Here is a 17260-nt window from a genome sequence, read left to right on the forward strand (position 1 = left end):
CACATCATGAGCAGCGATCAGCAGTATCCGTACGGTTCGTACGACCACGACCCGTACGGGCAGAACCACCAGGACCCCAACGTCACACAGACGTGGGAGGGCCAGACCTGGGACACGCATTACCAGCCGACGGTCCAGCCCGTGCAGCACCCGCAGCACCCCCAGACCGGCCGGCCCGTTCCGTACGGACAGGCCGCCGCCGAGACGGCGTATGTGCCTCCGCAGACGCCTTCCGGGGCGTACCCGCTGCCTCCCGAGGCACCGGCCGCACCCGTCGCACACGAGCCGCAGCGTGCCGCCCATGAGCCGCAGGCCGTGTCTCCGGCAGGCGAGGAGCCCGCGTACAGCGCGCCCACGACCATGGGCAACGCCCGGATCACCGATGCGCAGCGGGCCCGTGCCGAGGGGCGTTCGCCGATCATCGCGCCGGGGATGCAGCCCGCCGGGCTGACGGCCGCGATCGGCCTGCTGCTCGCGGCGACCGCCGACGCCTCGCCGTATCTGCTTCTCGTTCCGCTCATCATGCTGCAGGCCCTCACCGCCGCCGGCTGGTTCCGGCTGAACGGCATGTGGCCCGCCCGCCAGGGCATCGCCCTCGCCTTCGCCGGCGGCCTCGCCGCGGACGTCGCACTGCTCACCGCGGGCCGGGAGCACGCCCCGGCCGCGATCATCGGGACCCTCGGCGTCTGGGTGCTGCTCACGCTCGTGCTGCAGCTGCGCAGCCACGCCTCCCCGGACGAGCGGATGTACGGCCTCATGGCGACGGTCGCGTCGGCCGCGCTGACGATCGTCGCGGCCGGATATCTCGCGGCCGTGCCGGACGCGGTGGTCATCGGAGGTACGGCGGTCGCGGCCGCGACCGCCGCGCGTGCGCTGCCGCTGCCGGGTGCCGCGTCCGTCGTGGTGGCGCTGCTGGCCGCCGCGGGCGCCGGTGTCGCGGCGGGCGGGGTCACCGGCGTGGGCGCGGACGGCGCGCTGCTGGGCCTCGGAGCCGGGGTGTGCGCGCTGGTGGGCCTGCGGGTGGCCGGCTACGACTACCCGTCGCGCTTCGTCCACATGACCGCCGGTATCGCCCTGCCGCTCACGGCCGCGGCGCCCGCCGTGTATCTGCTGGGCCGCGCGCTGGTCTGACCGGCCTTCCGGCGTGGTCGCCCGCCGGTCCGGCCGGCGGGGAAGCCCCTGGCCCGAACCGGTCGGGAACCAATAGCGTGCGGCCGGACGTCGATCATTCAGGCCGTTCCGGTCCCGGGCCGGCCAGTACAGGGTGGGGGAACACCGAAGTCATGCGCGCACTGCGAATACTGCTGATCACCGTCGTGATCATCGGCGGGCTCTTCGCCATCGCCGACCGGCTCCTGCTGAACTACGCGGAGTCGGAGGCGGCGGACCGGATCAAGGCCCGCCAGGGTCTGTCCGGCGCGACCGAGGTGTCGATCCAGGGCTTCCCCTTCCTGACCCAGGTCGCGGGCAAGGAGCTCGACCGGGTCGACGTCAACGTCCGTGACATCGAGACGACCGCGAACGGCCGCAAGGTCGTCATCAGCGAGATGTCGGCGGCCCTGCACGACGTGCGCCTGGGCAACGGCTACTCCAGCGCCACCGCGGCGACCGCGACCGGCACGGTCCGCATCGCGTACGACGACCTCACCAAGGCGGCCGAGCAGGACGTCGTCGTCTCCTACGGCGGGAGCGGCAAGGTGAAGGTCACCGGCACGGTCAGCATCCTCGGCCGCTCGCTCTCGCGCAGCGTGGTCTCCACGGTCAGCCTGGTGGACGGCGACACGATCCGGGTGCGTGCCGACAAGGTTCCGGGCGAGGGCATACCCCGGCTCGAGGAGCTGGTCCGCGAGAAGACCGACTTCGACCGGCAGATCAGCGGGCTGCCGGCGGGCCTGAAGCTGGAGAAGGTCGAGGCGGCCTCGGACGGCATCGTCATCACGGTCGCGGGTACGAACGTCCCGCTGGCGGGCTGACCCGACGGGACGCACGGGCGCCCGTGAAGCAGCACGCGCGTGAAGCAGCACGCGCGTGAAGCAGGGCGCACGTGAAGCACGGCGCGTGAAGCACGGCGCGTGAAGCGGGACGTACGAAGCGGGGGCGTACGAAGAGGGACGTAAAGGGAACTTCTCGGCCTGGTGGCCGGATGCTGAGACGGCGGCGTCCGGTCCGTAGATGCCGAAGGGGCGGCGAGCCCCGGGAGCCCGCGCGGCGGCCCCTGCGTCGAACACTCGTCCCACCTTGCGGACGATCGCGTCTCAAAATGCGACACACCGGTGACATGGCCGCCGACTCGTCCCTACGATCGGACGCATGAAGCGACAGGCGGATCTCACGAAGCGGCGGGCAGTAGACCTGTGCCGCGTCGCCGCCATGCTCTGTCGCGCTTTCTGAGCGGAGCCTGGACTTCCGCATTCCCCGGGCCCTGTGAGCACCGACAGGCCAGGGCCCCTCGTGCCGGACGCCAATGCGGCGTACCCGCACACCCCTCGCGCACGATCTCCGCGCACCACCCGCCGCACACTGCCCCGGAGGAGAAAAAGCATGAGCCGCAGCGACGTCCTGGTAGACGCCGACTGGGTCGAGGCCCACCTGGACGACTCGAAGGTCGTCATCGTCGAGGTCGACGAGGACACCTCGGCGTACGACAAGAACCACATCAAGAACGCCGTCCGGATCGACTGGAAGAAGGACCTCCAGGACCCGGTTCGCCGTGACTTCGTCGACCAGGCCGGCTTCGAGAAGCTCCTGTCGGAGAAGGGCATCGCCAACGACGACACCGTCGTCCTCTACGGCGGCAACAACAACTGGTTCGCCTCCTACGCCTACTGGTACTTCAAGCTCTACGGTCACCAGGACGTGAAGCTCCTCGACGGCGGCCGCAAGAAGTGGGAGCTCGACTCCCGCGACCTGGTCGACGGCGCCGACGTCCCGCAGCGCCCGGCCACCGAGTACAAGGCCAAGGCCCAGGACACCTCGATCCGCGCCTTCCGCGACGACGCCGTCGCCGCGATCGGCAACCAGAACCTGGTCGACGTGCGCTCCCCCGACGAGTTCAGCGGCAAGCTGCTCGCCCCGGCGCACCTCCCGCAGGAGCAGTCGCAGCGTCCGGGCCACATCCCGTCCGCGCGCAACATCCCGTGGTCCAAGAACGCCAACGACGACGGCACCTTCAAGTCGGACGACGAACTCAAGGCGCTCTACGCCGACGAGCAGGTCGACCTGGCCAAGGACACCATCGCCTACTGCCGTATCGGCGAGCGCTCCGCGCTGACCTGGTTCGTCCTGCACGAGCTGCTCGGTGTCGAGAACGTCAAGAACTACGACGGTTCCTGGACCGAGTACGGCTCCCTCGTCGGCGTGCCGATCGAGCTCGGCGCCAACAAGTAAGCCCCAGGCACTCAGCCCTCCCCCGACCGTAAGGAAAGAAAAGAATGTGTGGAGCGAAGGCCGGCGGCCCCGACGCCTCGACGATCAAGCCCGGTGAGACCACCATCCAGGGCCAGGTGACCCGCGACGGCGAGCCCGTCACCGGTTACGTGCGCCTGCTGGACTCGACCGGTGAGTTCACCGCCGAGGTCCCGACCTCGGCGACCGGACAGTTCCGCTTCTACGCGGCCGAGGGCACGTGGACCGTGCGCGCCCTCGTCCCGGGCGCCACGGCGGACCGTACGGTCGTCGCCCAGACCGGCGGCCTCTCCGAGGTGGCCATCGCCGTCTGACGGCGCAGTTCGACCGGCCGGAGGGCCGCATCCCAGGGGGTTGGACGCCTTACTGCGGGATGCGGCCCTTCGTGCCGTTCCCGGCGCACCGGCCTACGCTGGAGGTATGTACGCGCGGCGCCGTCACGCCTACTTCCTGCTCATGGGCGTATGCCTCGTCCTCTTCGTATCCGCCTGGGCTTTTGTGCGGCTCTGGTCGGTGCCGCTCGCCGTCGGGATGTGCGTGGTCGCCATGGTCATTCCGCCGCTCGCGGCGGTGGTGGCGAACCGGCGGGGGCCCGAGGACCGGTGGTGGGACGATCCGTCCGGCGATCCGCAGTCCGACGAGTGGTGGGACGAGCTCGACGGCAAGCGGAAACCCGGCTCCGGCCCGGACAACCAGCGCCAGTAAGGCGTCGGTCGGCCTGTTGCCGGTGGCCGAGCCCACTGGATGAGCCCGGTCTCGTCAGCGGGCGAGCTCAGTGGACGAGCCCAGTGGGCGAGCTCAGTAGACGAGCGCCTGGGTGTCGTCGGCCATCGCCTCGCTGACGAAAACCTGCGCGCCCGCGATCCGTACGCCCTCGATCACGTCCTTCTCCGTGATCTCGCGGCGGGCGGCGCACTGGGTGCAGAGCGTGATCTGCCCGGCGGCCAGGATCGACTCGACCAGGTCCGGCAGCGGCGCGGCATGCGGCAGTTCGAACTCCGCGGCCCTGCCCGGCAGCGCGAACCATGACGATTCGCCGGTCAGCCAGAGGGAGACCTCGACGCCGCTGGCCACGGCGACGGCCGCGACCGTGAAGGCCTGCGAGCAGCGTTCGGGGGCGTCGGCCCCGGCGGTCACCTTGATCACGAGCTTCTTCGCCATATGTCGCACTGTAGTGCGCGGCGGTACGACTCCGGCCGGGAGGCCGGGGTGGAGCCCGCTGCCCGGCCGGCTCGTCGGCGACCTCGCAGAGAGGGCCGGGCTCCCACCCATTAGGCTGGGGCTCGGCCCTACCGCCCACCCGCGCACCCGAGGAGCACCCCGTGCTTGAGGCTTTCTTCTCCGCCCTGCTGGTCCTGGTCTGCGTCGGCGTCCTCGCCTTCGCCGGTCTGACCGTGAAGAAGCTGTACCAGGGCCAGCGCTGAACCCCGCCCCAGACACCGTCGCCGTCACAGACACAGATCGCCTGAGCCACTCATGATCGAGATCCCGTCCGACCTCAACCCCGACCTCGTCCCCCTCGCCTTTCTTCTGGGCACCTGGGAGGGCGCGGGCGTCTCGGACTTCCCCGGCGCCGAGAAGTGCAACTTCGGCCAGTCCGTGACGTTCAGCCACGACGGGCGTGACTTCATCGAGTACGTCTCGCACACCTGGGTGCTGGACTCCGAGGGCGGCAAGGTCAAGCCGCTGGAGTCCGAGTCCGGCTACTGGCGGATCGACAAGGACCGCAAGGTCGAGATCGTCATGGTCCGCGACCAGGGCATCGTGGAGATCTGGTACGGCGATCTCGCCGACCAGAAGCCGCAGATCGACCTGGTGACGGACGCGGTCGCGCGGACCGCGGCATCCGGTCCCTACACCGGTGGCAAGCGGCTCTACGGCTACGTCAAGGGCGACCTCATGTGGGTCGGCGAGAAGGCCACCCCCGAGGTGCCGCTGCGCCCGTACATGTCGGCGCATCTGAAGAAGGTCGTCACCCCGGAGCAGGTCGAGTCCTGGGCCAAGAACCTCGGTGACCTGCCGGACGACGGCATCGCGTTCTTCAGGTAGTCCTTCGGTTCTTTCCGGGCCCGGGCCTTCGCCCGGGCCCGGTTCACGCCCGAGCCCAGGCCGGGCCGGGCCCGGCCCCGCCCGGGTGCCGCGGGGCGATCCGTGATCCCCCCGCCCGCCCGGATCGCGCTGCCTACACTGGACGCGTGGTGAGCACCGACTGGAAGAGCGATCTGCGGCAGCGCGGCTACCGTCTGACTCCGCAGCGCCAGCTTGTCCTCGAAGCCGTCGACACCCTGGAGCACGCGACCCCCGACGACATCCTCGTCGAGGTGCGCAAGACCGCGTCCGGGGTGAACATCTCGACGGTCTACCGGACCCTGGAGCTGCTGGAGGAGCTGGGGCTCGTCTCCCACGCCCACCTCGGCCACGGCGCGCCCACGTATCACCTGGCCGACCGCCACCACCACATGCACCTGGTCTGCCGGGACTGTGCGGACGTGATCGAGGCGGACGTCCAGGTCGCCTCCGGCTTCACCGCCGAACTCCGCGAGAAGTTCGGTTTCGAGACCGACATGAAGCACTTCGCGATCTTCGGTCAGTGTCGCAAGTGCGCCCGCAAGGCCGCTGCTGACCAGTCGTAGGCTTGTGCGTATGCAGCGACATTCAACGATCAGCCCTTTGCTGTCCCTGCCCGGCGCCGTCCCCGCCGAGGGACCTGACGAAGGTGTCGCCGCGCACTACGGCGATCTGTTCCGCGAGCAGCGCGCGCTTGCCGACGGCACCGGTCTCGTCGACCTCTCGCACCGGGGCGTCATCACCGTATCCGGCAGTGACCGGCTCAGCTGGCTGCATCTGCTGCTCACCCAGCATGTCAGCGACCTGCCCGCCGGGCAGGCCACCGAGGCCCTGATCCTGTCGGCGCACGGCCACATCGAGCACGCGCTCTATCTCGTCGACGACGGCGAGACGGTGTGGGCGCACATCGAGCCCGGCACCCAGGAGGCGCTCCTTGCCTACCTGGAGTCGATGAAGTTCTTCTACCAGGTCGAAGTCGCCGACCGTACGGACGAGTTCGCGGTCGTGCATCTGCCCGCCGGCTCGATCGCCGAAGTCCCGGACGATGTGGCCGTACGGGAGACCCCGCAGGGCCGCGATCTGTTCCTGCCGCGCGCCGACCTGGAGTCGTACGCCGCGGCCAACGGCCCCGCGATCGGGGTCCTGGCCTACGAGGCACTGCGCGTCGAGGCGCACCGCCCGCGGCTCGGCTTCGAGACGGACCACCGCACGATTCCGCACGAGATCGGGCTGATCGGCACGGCCGTGCACCTGCAGAAGGGCTGCTACCGCGGTCAGGAGACCGTGGCGCGCGTCCACAACCTGGGGAAGCCGCCGCGCCGGCTGGTCTTTCTGCATCTGGACGGCAGCGAGGTGCACCTGCCCGGGCACGGCACGCCGATCCGGCTGGCCGCGGACGGGGAGGACGGCCGTCAGCTGGGCTTCATCACCACCTCGGCGCGCCACCACGAGCTGGGCCCGATCGCGCTCGCACTGGTGAAGCGGAACGTGCCGGTGGACGCGCCGCTGCTGGCGGGCGGCACGGCCGCGGCCCAGGAGACGGTCGTCGAGCCCTGATACGGCCTTTCTTCGCCCCAGGGCCCGTCCTCTTCGGGCCTCACACCTCCAGCAGCACCGTGAACGGGCCGTGATTCGTGAGCGAGACCCGCATCTGCGCTCCGAACCGGCCCGTCTCCACATGCGCCCCCAGCGCCCGCAGCTGCGTCACCACCTCGTCGACCAGCGGCTCGGCGATCTCGCCTGGCGCCGCCGCGTTCCAGGTGGGCCGGCGGCCCTTCCGGGCGTCCCCATAGAGAGTGAACTGAGAAATCACCAGCAAGGGCGCATTCACGTCCGAGCAGGACTTCTCGGCGTCAAGAATTCTCACCGACCACAGCTTGCGGGCGAGCTGGGCCGCTTTCTCCGGTGTGTCCTCGTGGGTGACTCCCACCAGCACACACAGCCCTTCGCCGACGATCTCGCCCACGGTCTCACCGGCCACCACGACGCTCGCGCCGTCGACCCTCTGCACCACTGCACGCATACAGACCAACCTATCGGGGGCTGAACGGGTGTAGACCGCCTGCATCGGCACCGTTCGTAATGGCACGATGCACGAAGGCGGTGCGTCCCCTCGGCCCTCCGGGCCCGGGAAGACCCCATGCACCGGTCGAGGGGACTGATTCACGCATGAGCACACCTGGCATCGGGCAGCCGCCCGGTCCCGTACCGACGACCACCCGCACCGGGGCCGGTACAGGCAGCGGAGCAGGGGCCGTGCGCCCGCCCGCGCAGCGCACCGCGGGCACTCTGCCCGAGCCCCGTACGCACGACCTCGCCGCCCTGCGGCTGCCGGAGCTGCGGGCGCTGCGCCGCGACTCGCAGCGGGACGAGGCGGACCTCAGCTATGTGCGGCGGCTGCTGCAGGGCCGTATCGACATCCTGCGCTCGGAGTTGTCCCGGCGGACGGATCCCCCGGTGCCCGTGGCCCAGGTGGCGATCGGCGGAGTGGGCCTGACCAGCCCGGACGCCGCGGTCGTCGACCGGCTCTCGCAGATCCTCGCCGATCCGCCGTCGCAGCGCGGCAGCTCGGCCCGGCACGTGACGTTGTCCACGCCGCGCGGCGAGGAGTACCGGCGGCTGGCCTCGGAGATGCTCGCCGAGGTGGAGCTGTCGGACCTGGATGCCCGTACGGACGAGGAACTGCATACGGCGATGGGGCGGCTCGCCGGCTACGAGCAGCAGGTCTCGCGGCAGCGCCAGCAGCTGCAGCGGACCGCCGACGACTGCAGCGCGGAGATCGCCCGCAGGTACCGCGAAGGGGAAGCGCAAGTGGACGACCTGCTCATCTGAAGCACCGTCCGTCTGAAGCACTGCTCGCCCGAAGCACTGCTCGTCGGGGTGACCCGGGCGGCGTTCCACTCCGGTCCCGCGGCCCGGAAAAGTCTGTGACGTGCGGGACGTCGGCACATAGCGTGCAGGCATGAGTCCTGATGTCCGTACCGTCACCGAGTCCGACTTCGCCGACTGGCTGCGTGCCTGCAAGACCGGTTTCCTGCAGCAACCGCTGGTCAGCGAGGAGCAGGCCGCGAGCCGGCTGGTACATACGGATCTGACCCGCGTCCAGGGCGCCTTCGACCGCGGCCGCTGTGTCGCGACGTACCGTTCGTTCGCGCAGGAGCTCACGGTCCCCGGCGGTGCGGTCGTCCCGGCGAACGCCGTCTCCGCCGTCACCGTCTCGCCGACCCACCGCCGTCGCGGACTGCTCACCAGGATGATCACGGCGGATCTGGCGGCCGCGAAGGAGCGCGGTGAGATCGTCTCGACGCTGATCGCCGCCGAGTACCCGATCTACGGGCGGTACGGCTTCGGGCCCGCGGCCTGGTACACCGAATGGAGCGTCGATGTCGCGCGCACCGGTCTCGACCCGCGCTGGTCGGGCCCCGAGGACGGCGCCCGGATCGATCTGGCCGACGCCGAGGAGGTGCGCACGCTCGGCCCCGGGCTCTACGACCGCTTCCGCGCCCGGCAGGCCGGGGCCACCGACCGCGACGAGCGCTGGTGGCGGGTGAACACCGGGCTGGAGGAGTCAGGGCCCGAGCCCTGGAAGGAGCCGTACTACGCGCTGTACCGCTCGGCGGCCGGCGAGGTGGAGGGCCTGGTCGTCTACACCGCCGAGATCAGCTGGTCCGACGCCGGACAGCCCGACAACACGGCAGTCGTCCAGAAACTGATCGCCGTCTCGCCCGCCGCCGAGCGCGCCCTGTGGCACTACGTCTGCTCGGTCGACTGGATCACCACGGTGAAGTCGGGCCGCCGCGCGCCCGACGACCTTCTCCCGCTCTTCTTCCCCGACGCGCGCGCCGTCAGGACGGTCACGCACGCGGACTTCCTGTGGGTGCGGGTGCTGGACGTCGTACGGGCCCTGGAGGCGCGTACGTACGCCACTCCCGGCGTTCTCGTCCTGGATCTGCACGACCCGACGGGCCTGGCCGGTGGCCGGTTCCGGCTGGAGGTGTCGGCCGAGGGTGCCGCGGAGTGTGCCCCGACGGACCTCCCGGCCGATCTCTCCCTGGACGTACGGGAACTGGGGACTCTGTACCTGGGCGATGAATCGGTCCTGCGGCTCCAGGCCCTGGGCCGTGTGACGGAGGAGCGCCCGGGCGCGGCGGCGCTGGCGGACGCGGTGTTCCGGGCACCGCGGCGGGCGTGGTGCCCGGACATCTTCTGACCGGCCCGGCCGCTTATGCCGAGGCGGAGTGGAGGAGGAGCGCCAGCATGATGCTGCCGACGCCGGTGCATGTCGGGTTCTTGGCCCGCAGGCCGAAGCTGAGCAGTCCCAGGCCGACCAGGCCCATGAAGCCGAACCGCCACTGGACGAATTCCTCGACGGCGAAGGTGATGAGCGGCATGGCAGGTCCCTCCTTGGGGTCGGGGAGGAGCGCAGGTGTCGAAGAATCTGCCAACTCGGGGCGCTGGAGGCTCGCTTCGACCATGTTTCGAAAGTTGGTGCCAACTCACTTTGAGTTGTCCCCACTTGGTGGTCCTGCATAACCTCGGTACTGCAACTCCACATACTTGGTGGAGAGTTGTAGCGTCGAGTTGTGAACCACGAAGGCGACACGATGAACGGAAGAAAGCCGACGTACCATGACATCGCCGACACTCTGCGCGGGCGCATTCGCAGCGGCGCGCTCAGGGCCGGCGATCACATGCCCACGCAGTCGCAGCTCGTCGAGGAGTTCGGCGTGGAGCGCGGCATCGTGCGGCAGGCACTGAAGATCCTTCAGGACGACGGTCTGCTCACCCACGTGACCAGGGGCGCGCCGGCCCGGATCGCCGATCTCGCCGGCGGGTCCGGGGCCGTGGTCCCCCCGCCGCAGCCGACGATGGTGGTCCTCGCCCCGCGGATGGTGGAAGCGTTCTCCGTCCCCGACGTCCGGATCGACGCGGTCGGTCTCACCGCCGAGACCCTGATGCTGGCGCTGAGCGAACCGCTACGACTGATCCACGAGGGGCGGATCAGGCCGGACAGTGTGGAGGCCCGCCTCCTGCTGCCCGACCGCAACATCGACCTTGCGTTCCCGACGCCCGTCGCTGCCGCGGAGGACGACAACCTGGTCCACCAGCGCTGGCTGGACCAGCGCAACGCCCAGGGCCTGGTCCTGCGCCACAACCTCCTCGCCCTGCACACCTCGCACGGCATCGACGTCAAGGTCACCTTCCGCGCGCTGCCGCTCACCCCGCCCGTGAAGCTGTACGTACTGAACGGCTCCGAGGCCCTCTTCGCGTACTACACCGTCACCCGGCGTGAGGAGGAGATCCACTCGACCACCGTGGAGATGTTCGACGCGTTCGGCATGCAGTCGCTCCTCTTCCCCTTCGCCGCCGGGAACGGACCGCGCGACGCCGCGTTCGTCCAGCAGTCGCAGATGTGGTTCGACGCACTCTGGAACACCATCGCCACGAACCTGACACTCTCTTAGTGAATTCTGATGCGGCACATACGGAAGAGGCGGCGCGCGTGGCCGAGACCATCGAGGACCTGATCGCCGGAGCCGAGCACGTCCTCTTCGATTTCGACGGCCCCATCTGCCGTCTCTTCGCCGGTCACCGGGCCCACGACGTCGCGGAGAAGCTGGTCGAGTGGCTGGAGAAACGGGGCAGCCATGTGCTGCTGACGGAGGAGGAGCGGGCCTCCGCCGACCCGCACGACGTCCTGCGCGCGGTGAGCCGGCTGCAGCCCGGCAGCGAACTGGTCGAGGGGCTGGAGGAGAAGCTCACTCTCGAGGAGCTGCACGCCACGGCGAGCGCGTGGCCCACCGCCTACGCGGACCCGTTGATACGCACCTGGAGCGCGGTCGGCGTGGGTCTGGCCATCGCCACGAACAACTCGCCGAAGGTGGCGGAGGAATACCTCACACGCCGCGGGCTGCACGGGTGCTTCGCCCACCACATCCACGGACGTACCACCGACCTCGGCCGCCTCAAGCCCGACCCCGACTGCGTCCTGCGCGCCCTCGCCTCCCTCGACGCCGACCCGGCCACGTCCCTGATGATCGGCGACACCCCGGCGGATCTGTACGCCGCTCGCGACGCGGGCGTCGGCTTCCTCGGTTACGCCCACGGCGCCCACCGCGCCGAACGGCTGCGCGCCGCGGGCGCGACGGTGGCCCTGGAGTCGCTGGAGCCGGTGCTCCGTGCGGTGCGGAACATCGGACGGCCCCGGCCGACAGGCGGCGTCGTCCGGTGACGAGCCGGTCGCTCGGCCCGCTCACCGCCGCAGCTTTGCGTGAACGGCCGACCGGTGGGCCACCACGCGGCGGTGTCGTACGGACGAGCGCATTTACGCCCGGAAGTGTCGAGCCGGACCCGACTGCCGCAGACTCCGGGGCGAGTGAGGCGTTAGCGTGCACTTCTTACGTCTGGCATCACCTCGGGCGAGAGAGTTGCACGCCATGGCCGCCGCCGAACCGATGTCCGCAACTCTTCGGCTAGCCGTCGAGCTCAGCGGGGACGGCGAGCTGCCCGAGGGGCCGTTGCAGGGCTATCACCACGAGACGTACGTGTTTCCTCTGCCGCCCGGCGTGGTTGCGGACGCGGGCCTTGGCGACGGCGTCGGCGCGGGCACTGGCGCCGGAGCGGGCGCCCGTGCAGGCGCGGGAGCGGGCGCCGGTGCGGCCGGGCGGGTGCGCTGGAAGTGCCGGGAACCCAGGAACGGGCTCTTCTGGTTCGACCGCAGGTGCTTCGCCTCCGAGGAGCAGCTGATCCGGGAGCTCCAGGGTCGTATCAGCAGCCTCCCCGGCATCATCGAGGTCGAGAACGTTCCGCTGATGCGATTCGTCGAAGGCGCGACCCTCGGATCGGCGTGCGGCGACGGGGAACGGGTGCCGTGGCCCGTCGTGCGGCAACTTCTCGCGCTCTTCAGGGAGTTGGCTGCCATCCGGCCCGCCCAGCTCGACCTCGAACGGACCTGTGACCCGGACGACCGCCCCAAGGACGGTGACACCGCCGGGTTCCTGGAGCGCCTGATCCGCTTCGTCGAGACGCGCGTCTACCGGGACCACATCACCGCGTACGGGGAACTCTTCGCGGACCTCGGCATCACGGATGCCTCCCTGGACATCCTGATGAAGCAGGCAGACGGGCTCCGGAAGCGGCCCTTCTGCCTGCTCCACGGGGACCTGCACCGGGAGAACCTCATCCTGGACGCCCACGCGACGGTGTGGACGATCGACTGGGAGCTGGCCATGGTCGGCGATCCCCTCTACGACCTGGCCACCCATCTGTATCTCGCGCGCTACCCCCGCCTGCAGGCCAGGGCTGTCGCCCGGGCCTGGGCGCACACGGTCGAAGACGTCCTGGAGGGAGGCTCGCAGGGCTGGGACGAGGACCTGGACCGGCTGCTCGCCTTCAAGGCCGCGCAGTCCGTCTTCACCGACGTCATCCGCTCGGCGCTCACGCTGGGCGCCGGCCCCCAACCGGACCGGCGTCTGCTGGACGGCACGGCGCAGCGGCTGCACCAGGTCCTCGCCCGCGGAGCCCGTCCGCTGGGCATGGCGTCCGCGCCCCCCGCCCAGCGCATCGCCGACGCCCTGCACGCCTGGTACAAGCGCCCCCGGCAGCCGGTCACTTCGTCCGCGTCCTGATCAGCACCGGCCGGGCGAACGCACCGAGGAGCGCCGAGGGTCGCAGAGGGGGCCGCGGGTCGCAGAAGGGCGGCAGGCAGCCGACGGCGAGCTCAGACCGTGAGGACCACCTTCCCCAGCAGCTCCCGGGACTCGATCGCCGCATGTGCCTCGGCCGCGCGGTCCAGCGGGAACGTGCCGCCGATCACCGGGCGCAGGGCGCCCGAGGCCGCGGACGCGAGAGCGCGGGCGGCCAGCTCGGCGTGCGCGGTGGCGGAGAGCTGGACGTCCGCGATACCCAGGAGGCGTACGCGCCGCTGCTCCGCCTCGCGTGCGTCGACCTGGGCGAAGCCGCCCGTCGGGGCGCCGTGAGCGGAGAAGCGGCCGCCGTCGGCGGTGAGGGCGAAGGCCGCGAGGCCGACGTCGCCGCCCACGCCGTCGAGGACGACGTCGGCGCCGCCACCGCCGATCACCTCGCGAGCGCGCTCCGGCCAGCCCGGGACCGCCGCGTCGACCACGGCGTCGGCGCCGAGTTCCCGTACCAGCGCGGTCTTGCGCTCACCCCGGGCGACGCCGACGACGTACGCGCCCGCCGCCTTCGCCAGCTGGACGAGCAGCGTGCCCATGCCGCCCGAGGCGCCGGTGATCAGTATCCGTTCGTCCGGCTTCAGGCCTGTCGTGTCCAGCAGCGCGGTCGCGGTGACGCCGTCGTGGATCAGTGCGGCCGCGTCCGTGAGGGACAGTCCGTCCGGTACGGGCGCCAGGGACTCGGCGGCCGCGACGGCCCGTTCCGCGTAGCCGCCGGTGAAGCCGATGGACGCGGTGACCCTGCGGCCCAGCCAGGCCTCGTCCACGCCGGTCCCGACCGCCCGTACCGCGCCGGCGATGCCGCCGCCCGGTACGTACGGAGGCTGTACCGGGAAGAAGTCCGTGCCCCAGCCCGCCCGGACCTGTGTCTCCACGAAGATCGTGTCGATGGCGGTGACGTCGACCACCACCTGGCCGGGGCCCGCCTCCGGCTCCGGTGCCTCTGCCGGAACCAGCACCTCCGGGCCCCCGAACGCGACCACCTGTGCCACACGCATGTTTTCCACTCCCCTCCGGTCGGGCGTTCCGGCCGTTCCGGAGCCCGTACGCAGAAGTCTGGAACTTAAACCCAGGTTGAGGTCAAGCGTCTTCGTCCGGCGGTCCGTGCCGGGCACCCCGCGGCCCCGCACCCGCGCCCCGCGCCCCGCAGCCCGTGGTGCGTACGCTCTGTCCATGAGCGGTGAGCTGGGCCTGCGTGAGCGCAAGAAGCGACAGACGTACCGGACGATCTCCGACGCGGCGATCGCCCTCTTCCTGGAGAAGGGCTTCGACGCCGTCCCGGTCACCGAGGTGGCGGCCGCCGCCGAGGTCTCCAAGCCGACCCTCTTCCGGTACTTCCCGGCCAAGGAGGATCTCGTCCTGCACCGGTTCGCCGACCACGAGGACGAGGCCGCCCGAGTGGTCGCCGCCCGGCCCGAGGGCGTGACCGCGCTCGACGCGCTGCACCGCCATTTCCTGGAAGGGCTGGCCCGCCGGGACCCGGTGACCGGCCTCAGCGACCACCCGCACGTCCTCGCCTTCCACCGGCTGCTGTACGGCACCCCGAGCCTGGTCGCGCGTCTGCACGCGTATCAGGAGAGGTCGGAGGCGGCGCTGGCGGCGGCGCTCGGCGGCGGCACGGGCGAGGGCGAGGGCACGGGCACGGACGCAGACGCGGGCGAGGGCGTGGCTGCGGACGGGGGCGAGGGCGTGGCTGCGGGCGCGGGCGCGGGCGTCGGTGCCCGGCTCGCCGCCGGGCAGATCGTCGCCGTTCTGCGGGTCCTCGCCGAGGAGAACTGGCGGCGCATCGCGGCCGGCGAAAGCGCGGACGACGTCTACGCGGACGCCGTGGCCGCCACGGATCTCGCCTTCCGTCAGCTCGACGCGGGACTCTCGGCGCCCTGAGTCTCAGTTAAAAATTTAACTCGGTTACGTTATTCTGGGTGGAATGACGGCACTCGAGCATGCACTCAGCCAGGAACGCGATTACCACGACACCTGCCGTACCGCCCTGACCGCGATGGTCGAAGGCGCCGCCACCCGCGTCATCACCGGCGAGGACGTCGCCGCCTCGGGCGCCGACGCCGAGGTGCTCGGCTACGAGCTCCGCAGCCACGCCCAGGAACTGCGCGAACTTCCCCCGAGCCCCCTCTTCTTCGGCCGTCTCGACCACGAGGACGGCCAGAGCCACCACATCGGCCGTCGGCGCATCAGCGAACACCCGGCCGCCCCGCCGCTCGTCGTCGACTGGCGCGCCCCCGTCTCCCGCGCCTTCTACCAGGCGAGTGCCCGCGATCCGCAGGGCGTAGCAGTACGTCGCCGCTTCGGCTGGGCCCCGCACAGCAAGGGTGATTCGGTCGATCTGACCGGCCTGGAGGACGAGCCTCTGACGCGTGGCGGCCAGTCGACGCGTGGTCCGCAGCCGGCGCGTGGCGAGTATGTGCCGGGTGGCGAGCGTCCGCCGGGTGGCGAGCGTCCGGCGCCGGGCGGGTCATGGACGAGCGCCATCGTCGCCGGTGAGATCGAGCGGCCCCGCGTCGGCCCGATGCGCGACATCGCCGCCACCATCCAGCCCGAGCAGGACGATCTCGTACGGTCCGGACTCACCGACTCCGTCTGCGTACAAGGCGCGCCCGGTACCGGCAAGACCGCGGTCGGGCTGCACCGCGCCGCATTCCTTCTCTACACCTACCCGCAGCGCATCCGGCGCGGCGGACTGCTGATCCTCGGCCCGAACCGCACGTTCCTCTCCTACATTTCCGAAGTGCTGCCCGCGCTCGGCGAGATGGACGTCCGGCAGTCGACGATCGACGACGAGATCGCCCGTCATCCGGTACGGGCACGGGACAGCCACGCCGCCGCCGCGGTCAAGCACGACGCCCGGATGGCAGCTGTACTGCACCGCGCGCTGTACGCCCGCGTCGGCTCCCCGGCTGCCGAACTGGCCGTTCCGGACGGCTCGTACCGCTGGCGCGTACCGCTCACCGAGCTGGAGCGGATCGTCGACGGCGTACGGGCGGAGGCGCCGCCGTACGCCGTCGGGCGCGAACGGGTCCGTACGCGCGCCGTCCGCGCGGTGCAACTCCAGGCGGAGCGCAGGTCGGGGCCGAGGAGCAGCACCTGGACGCAGCGCATCGGCCGGTCGCGGGCAGTCTCCGCCTTCGTCGACGCGGTCTGGCCGAAGGTGCGGCCGGAGGAGGTACTGACGGCGCTGCTCACGGACCCGGACCATGCGCTGCTCACGGACCCGGCCGATGTACCGGTCACGGACCTGGCTGACGCCCCGCTCACCGCGGAGGAACGGGAAGCGATCCGCTGGGAACGGCCGCCCCGCACCTGGAAGTCTGCGGCATGGTCGGCCGCCGACCTCGTCCTCCTCGACGAACTCGCCGGCCTGATCGAACGGCCCGAGGGCTACGGCCACATCGTCATCGACGAGGCACAGGACCTCTCGCCGATGCAGTGCCGCGCGATCGCCCGGCGCTCCGCCTTCGGCTCGCTGACCGTCCTCGGCGATCTGGCTCAGGGCACCACGCCGTGGGCCGCCCGCAGCTGGCCGGAACACCTCGCCCATCTCGGCCGGCCACAGGCCGCCGTGGTGTCGCTGACCACCGGTTTCCGCGTCCCGGCGGCCGTCGTCGAGCTGGCCAACCGGCTCCTCGGAGCCCTGCCGGTCGATGTGCCGCCGGCCCGTTCGTTGCGGCGTGACGGCGAGCTGACGGTCCGTGCGGTCCCGGACATCGCCGCGGCGACGGTCGAGGCGGTACGCGCCGCGCTCACCCAGGAGGGCTCGGTCGGTGTGATCACGGAGGACTCCGACGTACCCGTGCTGCGCGGCGCGCTCACGGCGGCCGGCATCGCGGAGGACGGCGACGGCCGCGTCACCGTCCTCGGCGCGTCGCTCGCCAAGGGGCTTGAGTACGACCATGTCGTCGTCGCCGAGCCCGCCGCCATCGCCTCGGCGGAGGAGCGTGGGCTGCACCGTCTGTATGTGGCCCTCACCCGGGCGGTCTCGCGTCTCGACGTCCTGCATCAGAGGCCCCTGCCGCCGGAGCTGGCATGACGGCGTGAGCGTGGCGTGAGTCAGCGTGGCGTGGGTCAGCGTTGCGTGCGTC

The 17260-nt window shown here is 71.0% G+C and carries 20 protein-coding genes; 16 read left to right on the plus strand and 4 right to left on the minus strand.

Annotated features, from left to right (window positions below):
• Positions 1-6: 6 nt before the first annotated feature.
• The 6 genes from AC0699_RS17315 (at position 7) to AC0699_RS17340 (ending at position 4110) form a co-directional block, all read left to right on the plus strand.
• Positions 7-1131 (plus strand): hypothetical protein, encoded by a 1125-nt coding sequence (locus AC0699_RS17315; protein ID WP_478660761.1) that lies wholly within the window; start codon positions 7-9, stop codon positions 1129-1131.
• A 152-nt stretch (positions 1132-1283) separates the two neighbouring features.
• Positions 1284-1973: an LmeA family phospholipid-binding protein gene (locus AC0699_RS17320; protein WP_478660763.1), complete on the plus strand. Its 690-nt coding sequence runs from the start codon at positions 1284-1286 to the stop codon at positions 1971-1973.
• Between the two features lie 337 nt (positions 1974-2310).
• Positions 2311-2391: a putative leader peptide gene (locus AC0699_RS17325; protein WP_355172694.1), complete on the plus strand. Its 81-nt coding sequence runs from the start codon at positions 2311-2313 to the stop codon at positions 2389-2391.
• A 150-nt stretch (positions 2392-2541) separates the two neighbouring features.
• Entirely contained in the window at positions 2542-3387 is an 846-nt protein-coding gene (locus tag AC0699_RS17330; protein WP_478660766.1) for a sulfurtransferase, read from the plus strand.
• Positions 3388-3431: 44 nt separating this feature from the next.
• Entirely contained in the window at positions 3432-3719 is a 288-nt protein-coding gene (locus AC0699_RS17335) for a DUF1416 domain-containing protein (protein ID WP_017945923.1), read from the plus strand.
• Positions 3720-3825: 106 nt separating this feature from the next.
• A complete protein-coding gene (locus tag AC0699_RS17340; protein WP_469766861.1) occupies positions 3826-4110 on the plus strand; it encodes a DUF3099 domain-containing protein in 285 nt (94 codons plus the stop codon).
• Positions 4111-4203: 93 nt separating this feature from the next.
• Here the strand turns inward: AC0699_RS17340 and AC0699_RS17345 are convergent, their stop codons facing one another.
• A complete protein-coding gene (locus AC0699_RS17345) occupies positions 4204-4566 on the minus strand; it encodes a DsrE family protein (RefSeq protein WP_469766862.1) in 363 nt (120 codons plus the stop codon).
• Between the two features lie 315 nt (positions 4567-4881).
• Between AC0699_RS17345 and AC0699_RS17350 the strand changes: the two genes are divergently transcribed.
• From AC0699_RS17350 to ygfZ, 3 genes are all read left to right on the plus strand, one after another.
• Positions 4882-5454 (plus strand): heme-binding beta-barrel domain-containing protein, encoded by a 573-nt coding sequence (locus tag AC0699_RS17350; RefSeq protein ID WP_478660770.1) that lies wholly within the window; start codon positions 4882-4884, stop codon positions 5452-5454.
• A gap of 146 nt (positions 5455-5600) precedes the next feature.
• On the plus strand, positions 5601-6038 hold the full coding sequence (locus AC0699_RS17355) for a Fur family transcriptional regulator (RefSeq protein WP_478660772.1): 438 nt from the start codon (positions 5601-5603) through the stop codon (positions 6036-6038).
• A 10-nt stretch (positions 6039-6048) separates the two neighbouring features.
• Positions 6049-7029: a CAF17-like 4Fe-4S cluster assembly/insertion protein YgfZ gene (gene ygfZ / locus AC0699_RS17360; RefSeq protein ID WP_478660775.1), complete on the plus strand. Its 981-nt coding sequence runs from the start codon at positions 6049-6051 to the stop codon at positions 7027-7029.
• Positions 7030-7069: 40 nt separating this feature from the next.
• On the opposite strand, the gene dtd is transcribed toward ygfZ, so the two are convergent.
• Positions 7070-7495 (minus strand): D-aminoacyl-tRNA deacylase, encoded by a 426-nt coding sequence (dtd, locus tag AC0699_RS17365; RefSeq protein ID WP_478660777.1) that lies wholly within the window; start codon positions 7493-7495, stop codon positions 7070-7072.
• A 146-nt stretch (positions 7496-7641) separates the two neighbouring features.
• On the opposite strand from dtd, the gene AC0699_RS17370 reads away from it, so the two are divergent.
• Together AC0699_RS17370 and AC0699_RS17375 are read left to right on the plus strand one after the other, a co-directional pair.
• Complete coding sequence (locus tag AC0699_RS17370) at positions 7642-8304, plus strand: RsiG family protein (RefSeq protein WP_478660779.1); 663 nt, start codon at positions 7642-7644, stop codon at positions 8302-8304.
• A gap of 130 nt (positions 8305-8434) precedes the next feature.
• Entirely contained in the window at positions 8435-9682 is a 1248-nt protein-coding gene (locus AC0699_RS17375) for a GNAT family N-acetyltransferase (protein WP_478660782.1), read from the plus strand.
• Positions 9683-9695: 13 nt separating this feature from the next.
• Here the strand turns inward: AC0699_RS17375 and AC0699_RS17380 are convergent, their stop codons facing one another.
• The gene (locus AC0699_RS17380) at positions 9696-9863 is read right to left on the minus strand and encodes a hypothetical protein (protein ID WP_478660785.1); all 168 of its coding nucleotides are present in this window, start codon (positions 9861-9863) and stop codon (positions 9696-9698) included.
• A 213-nt stretch (positions 9864-10076) separates the two neighbouring features.
• On the opposite strand from AC0699_RS17380, the gene AC0699_RS17385 reads away from it, so the two are divergent.
• The 3 genes from AC0699_RS17385 to AC0699_RS17395 all read left to right on the plus strand — a co-directional run bounded on the left by AC0699_RS17385 (position 10077) and on the right by AC0699_RS17395 (position 13100).
• The gene (locus AC0699_RS17385; protein ID WP_478660787.1) at positions 10077-10937 is read left to right on the plus strand and encodes a GntR family transcriptional regulator; all 861 of its coding nucleotides are present in this window, start codon (positions 10077-10079) and stop codon (positions 10935-10937) included.
• Positions 10938-10975: 38 nt separating this feature from the next.
• The gene (locus tag AC0699_RS17390; protein ID WP_478660789.1) at positions 10976-11704 is read left to right on the plus strand and encodes an HAD family hydrolase; all 729 of its coding nucleotides are present in this window, start codon (positions 10976-10978) and stop codon (positions 11702-11704) included.
• 205 nt (positions 11705-11909) lie between these two features.
• Entirely contained in the window at positions 11910-13100 is a 1191-nt protein-coding gene (locus AC0699_RS17395) for a phosphotransferase (RefSeq protein ID WP_478660791.1), read from the plus strand.
• A 92-nt stretch (positions 13101-13192) separates the two neighbouring features.
• On the opposite strand, the gene AC0699_RS17400 is transcribed toward AC0699_RS17395, so the two are convergent.
• Positions 13193-14164 (minus strand): zinc-binding dehydrogenase, encoded by a 972-nt coding sequence (locus tag AC0699_RS17400; protein WP_478660793.1) that lies wholly within the window; start codon positions 14162-14164, stop codon positions 13193-13195.
• Between the two features lie 175 nt (positions 14165-14339).
• Here AC0699_RS17400 and AC0699_RS17405 point away from each other — a divergent pair, with 175 nt between their 5' ends.
• Together AC0699_RS17405 and AC0699_RS17410 are read left to right on the plus strand one after the other, a co-directional pair.
• Positions 14340-15050 (plus strand): TetR family transcriptional regulator, encoded by a 711-nt coding sequence (locus AC0699_RS17405; RefSeq protein ID WP_478660795.1) that lies wholly within the window; start codon positions 14340-14342, stop codon positions 15048-15050.
• A gap of 43 nt (positions 15051-15093) precedes the next feature.
• A complete protein-coding gene (locus AC0699_RS17410; protein ID WP_478660798.1) occupies positions 15094-17208 on the plus strand; it encodes a HelD family protein in 2115 nt (704 codons plus the stop codon).
• Positions 17209-17260 lie beyond the last annotated feature (52 nt).

The organism is Streptomyces sp. NPDC043870, assembly GCF_056435785.1.

Excerpts from the sequence above, each read along its gene's own strand:
- AC0699_RS17315 (WP_478660761.1), top strand. The coding sequence starts at position 7 with ATGAGCAGCGATCAGCAGTATCCGTACGGTTCGTACGACCACGACCCG.
- AC0699_RS17320 (WP_478660763.1), top strand. The coding sequence starts at position 1,284 with ATGCGCGCACTGCGAATACTGCTGATCACCGTCGTGATCATCGGCGGG.
- AC0699_RS17325 (WP_355172694.1), top strand. The coding sequence starts at position 2,311 with ATGAAGCGACAGGCGGATCTCACGAAGCGGCGGGCAGTAGACCTGTGC.
- AC0699_RS17330 (WP_478660766.1), top strand. The coding sequence starts at position 2,542 with ATGAGCCGCAGCGACGTCCTGGTAGACGCCGACTGGGTCGAGGCCCAC.
- AC0699_RS17335 (WP_017945923.1), top strand. The coding sequence starts at position 3,432 with ATGTGTGGAGCGAAGGCCGGCGGCCCCGACGCCTCGACGATCAAGCCC.
- AC0699_RS17340 (WP_469766861.1), top strand. The coding sequence starts at position 3,826 with ATGTACGCGCGGCGCCGTCACGCCTACTTCCTGCTCATGGGCGTATGC.
- AC0699_RS17345 (WP_469766862.1), bottom strand. The coding sequence starts at position 4,566 with ATGGCGAAGAAGCTCGTGATCAAGGTGACCGCCGGGGCCGACGCCCCC.
- AC0699_RS17350 (WP_478660770.1), top strand. The coding sequence starts at position 4,882 with ATGATCGAGATCCCGTCCGACCTCAACCCCGACCTCGTCCCCCTCGCC.
- ygfZ (WP_478660775.1), top strand. The coding sequence starts at position 6,049 with ATGCAGCGACATTCAACGATCAGCCCTTTGCTGTCCCTGCCCGGCGCC.
- dtd (WP_478660777.1), bottom strand. The coding sequence starts at position 7,495 with ATGCGTGCAGTGGTGCAGAGGGTCGACGGCGCGAGCGTCGTGGTGGCC.
- AC0699_RS17370 (WP_478660779.1), top strand. The coding sequence starts at position 7,642 with ATGAGCACACCTGGCATCGGGCAGCCGCCCGGTCCCGTACCGACGACC.
- AC0699_RS17375 (WP_478660782.1), top strand. The coding sequence starts at position 8,435 with ATGAGTCCTGATGTCCGTACCGTCACCGAGTCCGACTTCGCCGACTGG.
- AC0699_RS17380 (WP_478660785.1), bottom strand. The coding sequence starts at position 9,863 with ATGCCGCTCATCACCTTCGCCGTCGAGGAATTCGTCCAGTGGCGGTTC.
- AC0699_RS17385 (WP_478660787.1), top strand. The coding sequence starts at position 10,077 with ATGAACGGAAGAAAGCCGACGTACCATGACATCGCCGACACTCTGCGC.
- AC0699_RS17395 (WP_478660791.1), top strand. The coding sequence starts at position 11,910 with ATGGCCGCCGCCGAACCGATGTCCGCAACTCTTCGGCTAGCCGTCGAG.
- AC0699_RS17400 (WP_478660793.1), bottom strand. The coding sequence starts at position 14,164 with ATGCGTGTGGCACAGGTGGTCGCGTTCGGGGGCCCGGAGGTGCTGGTT.
- AC0699_RS17405 (WP_478660795.1), top strand. The coding sequence starts at position 14,340 with ATGAGCGGTGAGCTGGGCCTGCGTGAGCGCAAGAAGCGACAGACGTAC.
- AC0699_RS17410 (WP_478660798.1), top strand. The coding sequence starts at position 15,094 with ATGACGGCACTCGAGCATGCACTCAGCCAGGAACGCGATTACCACGAC.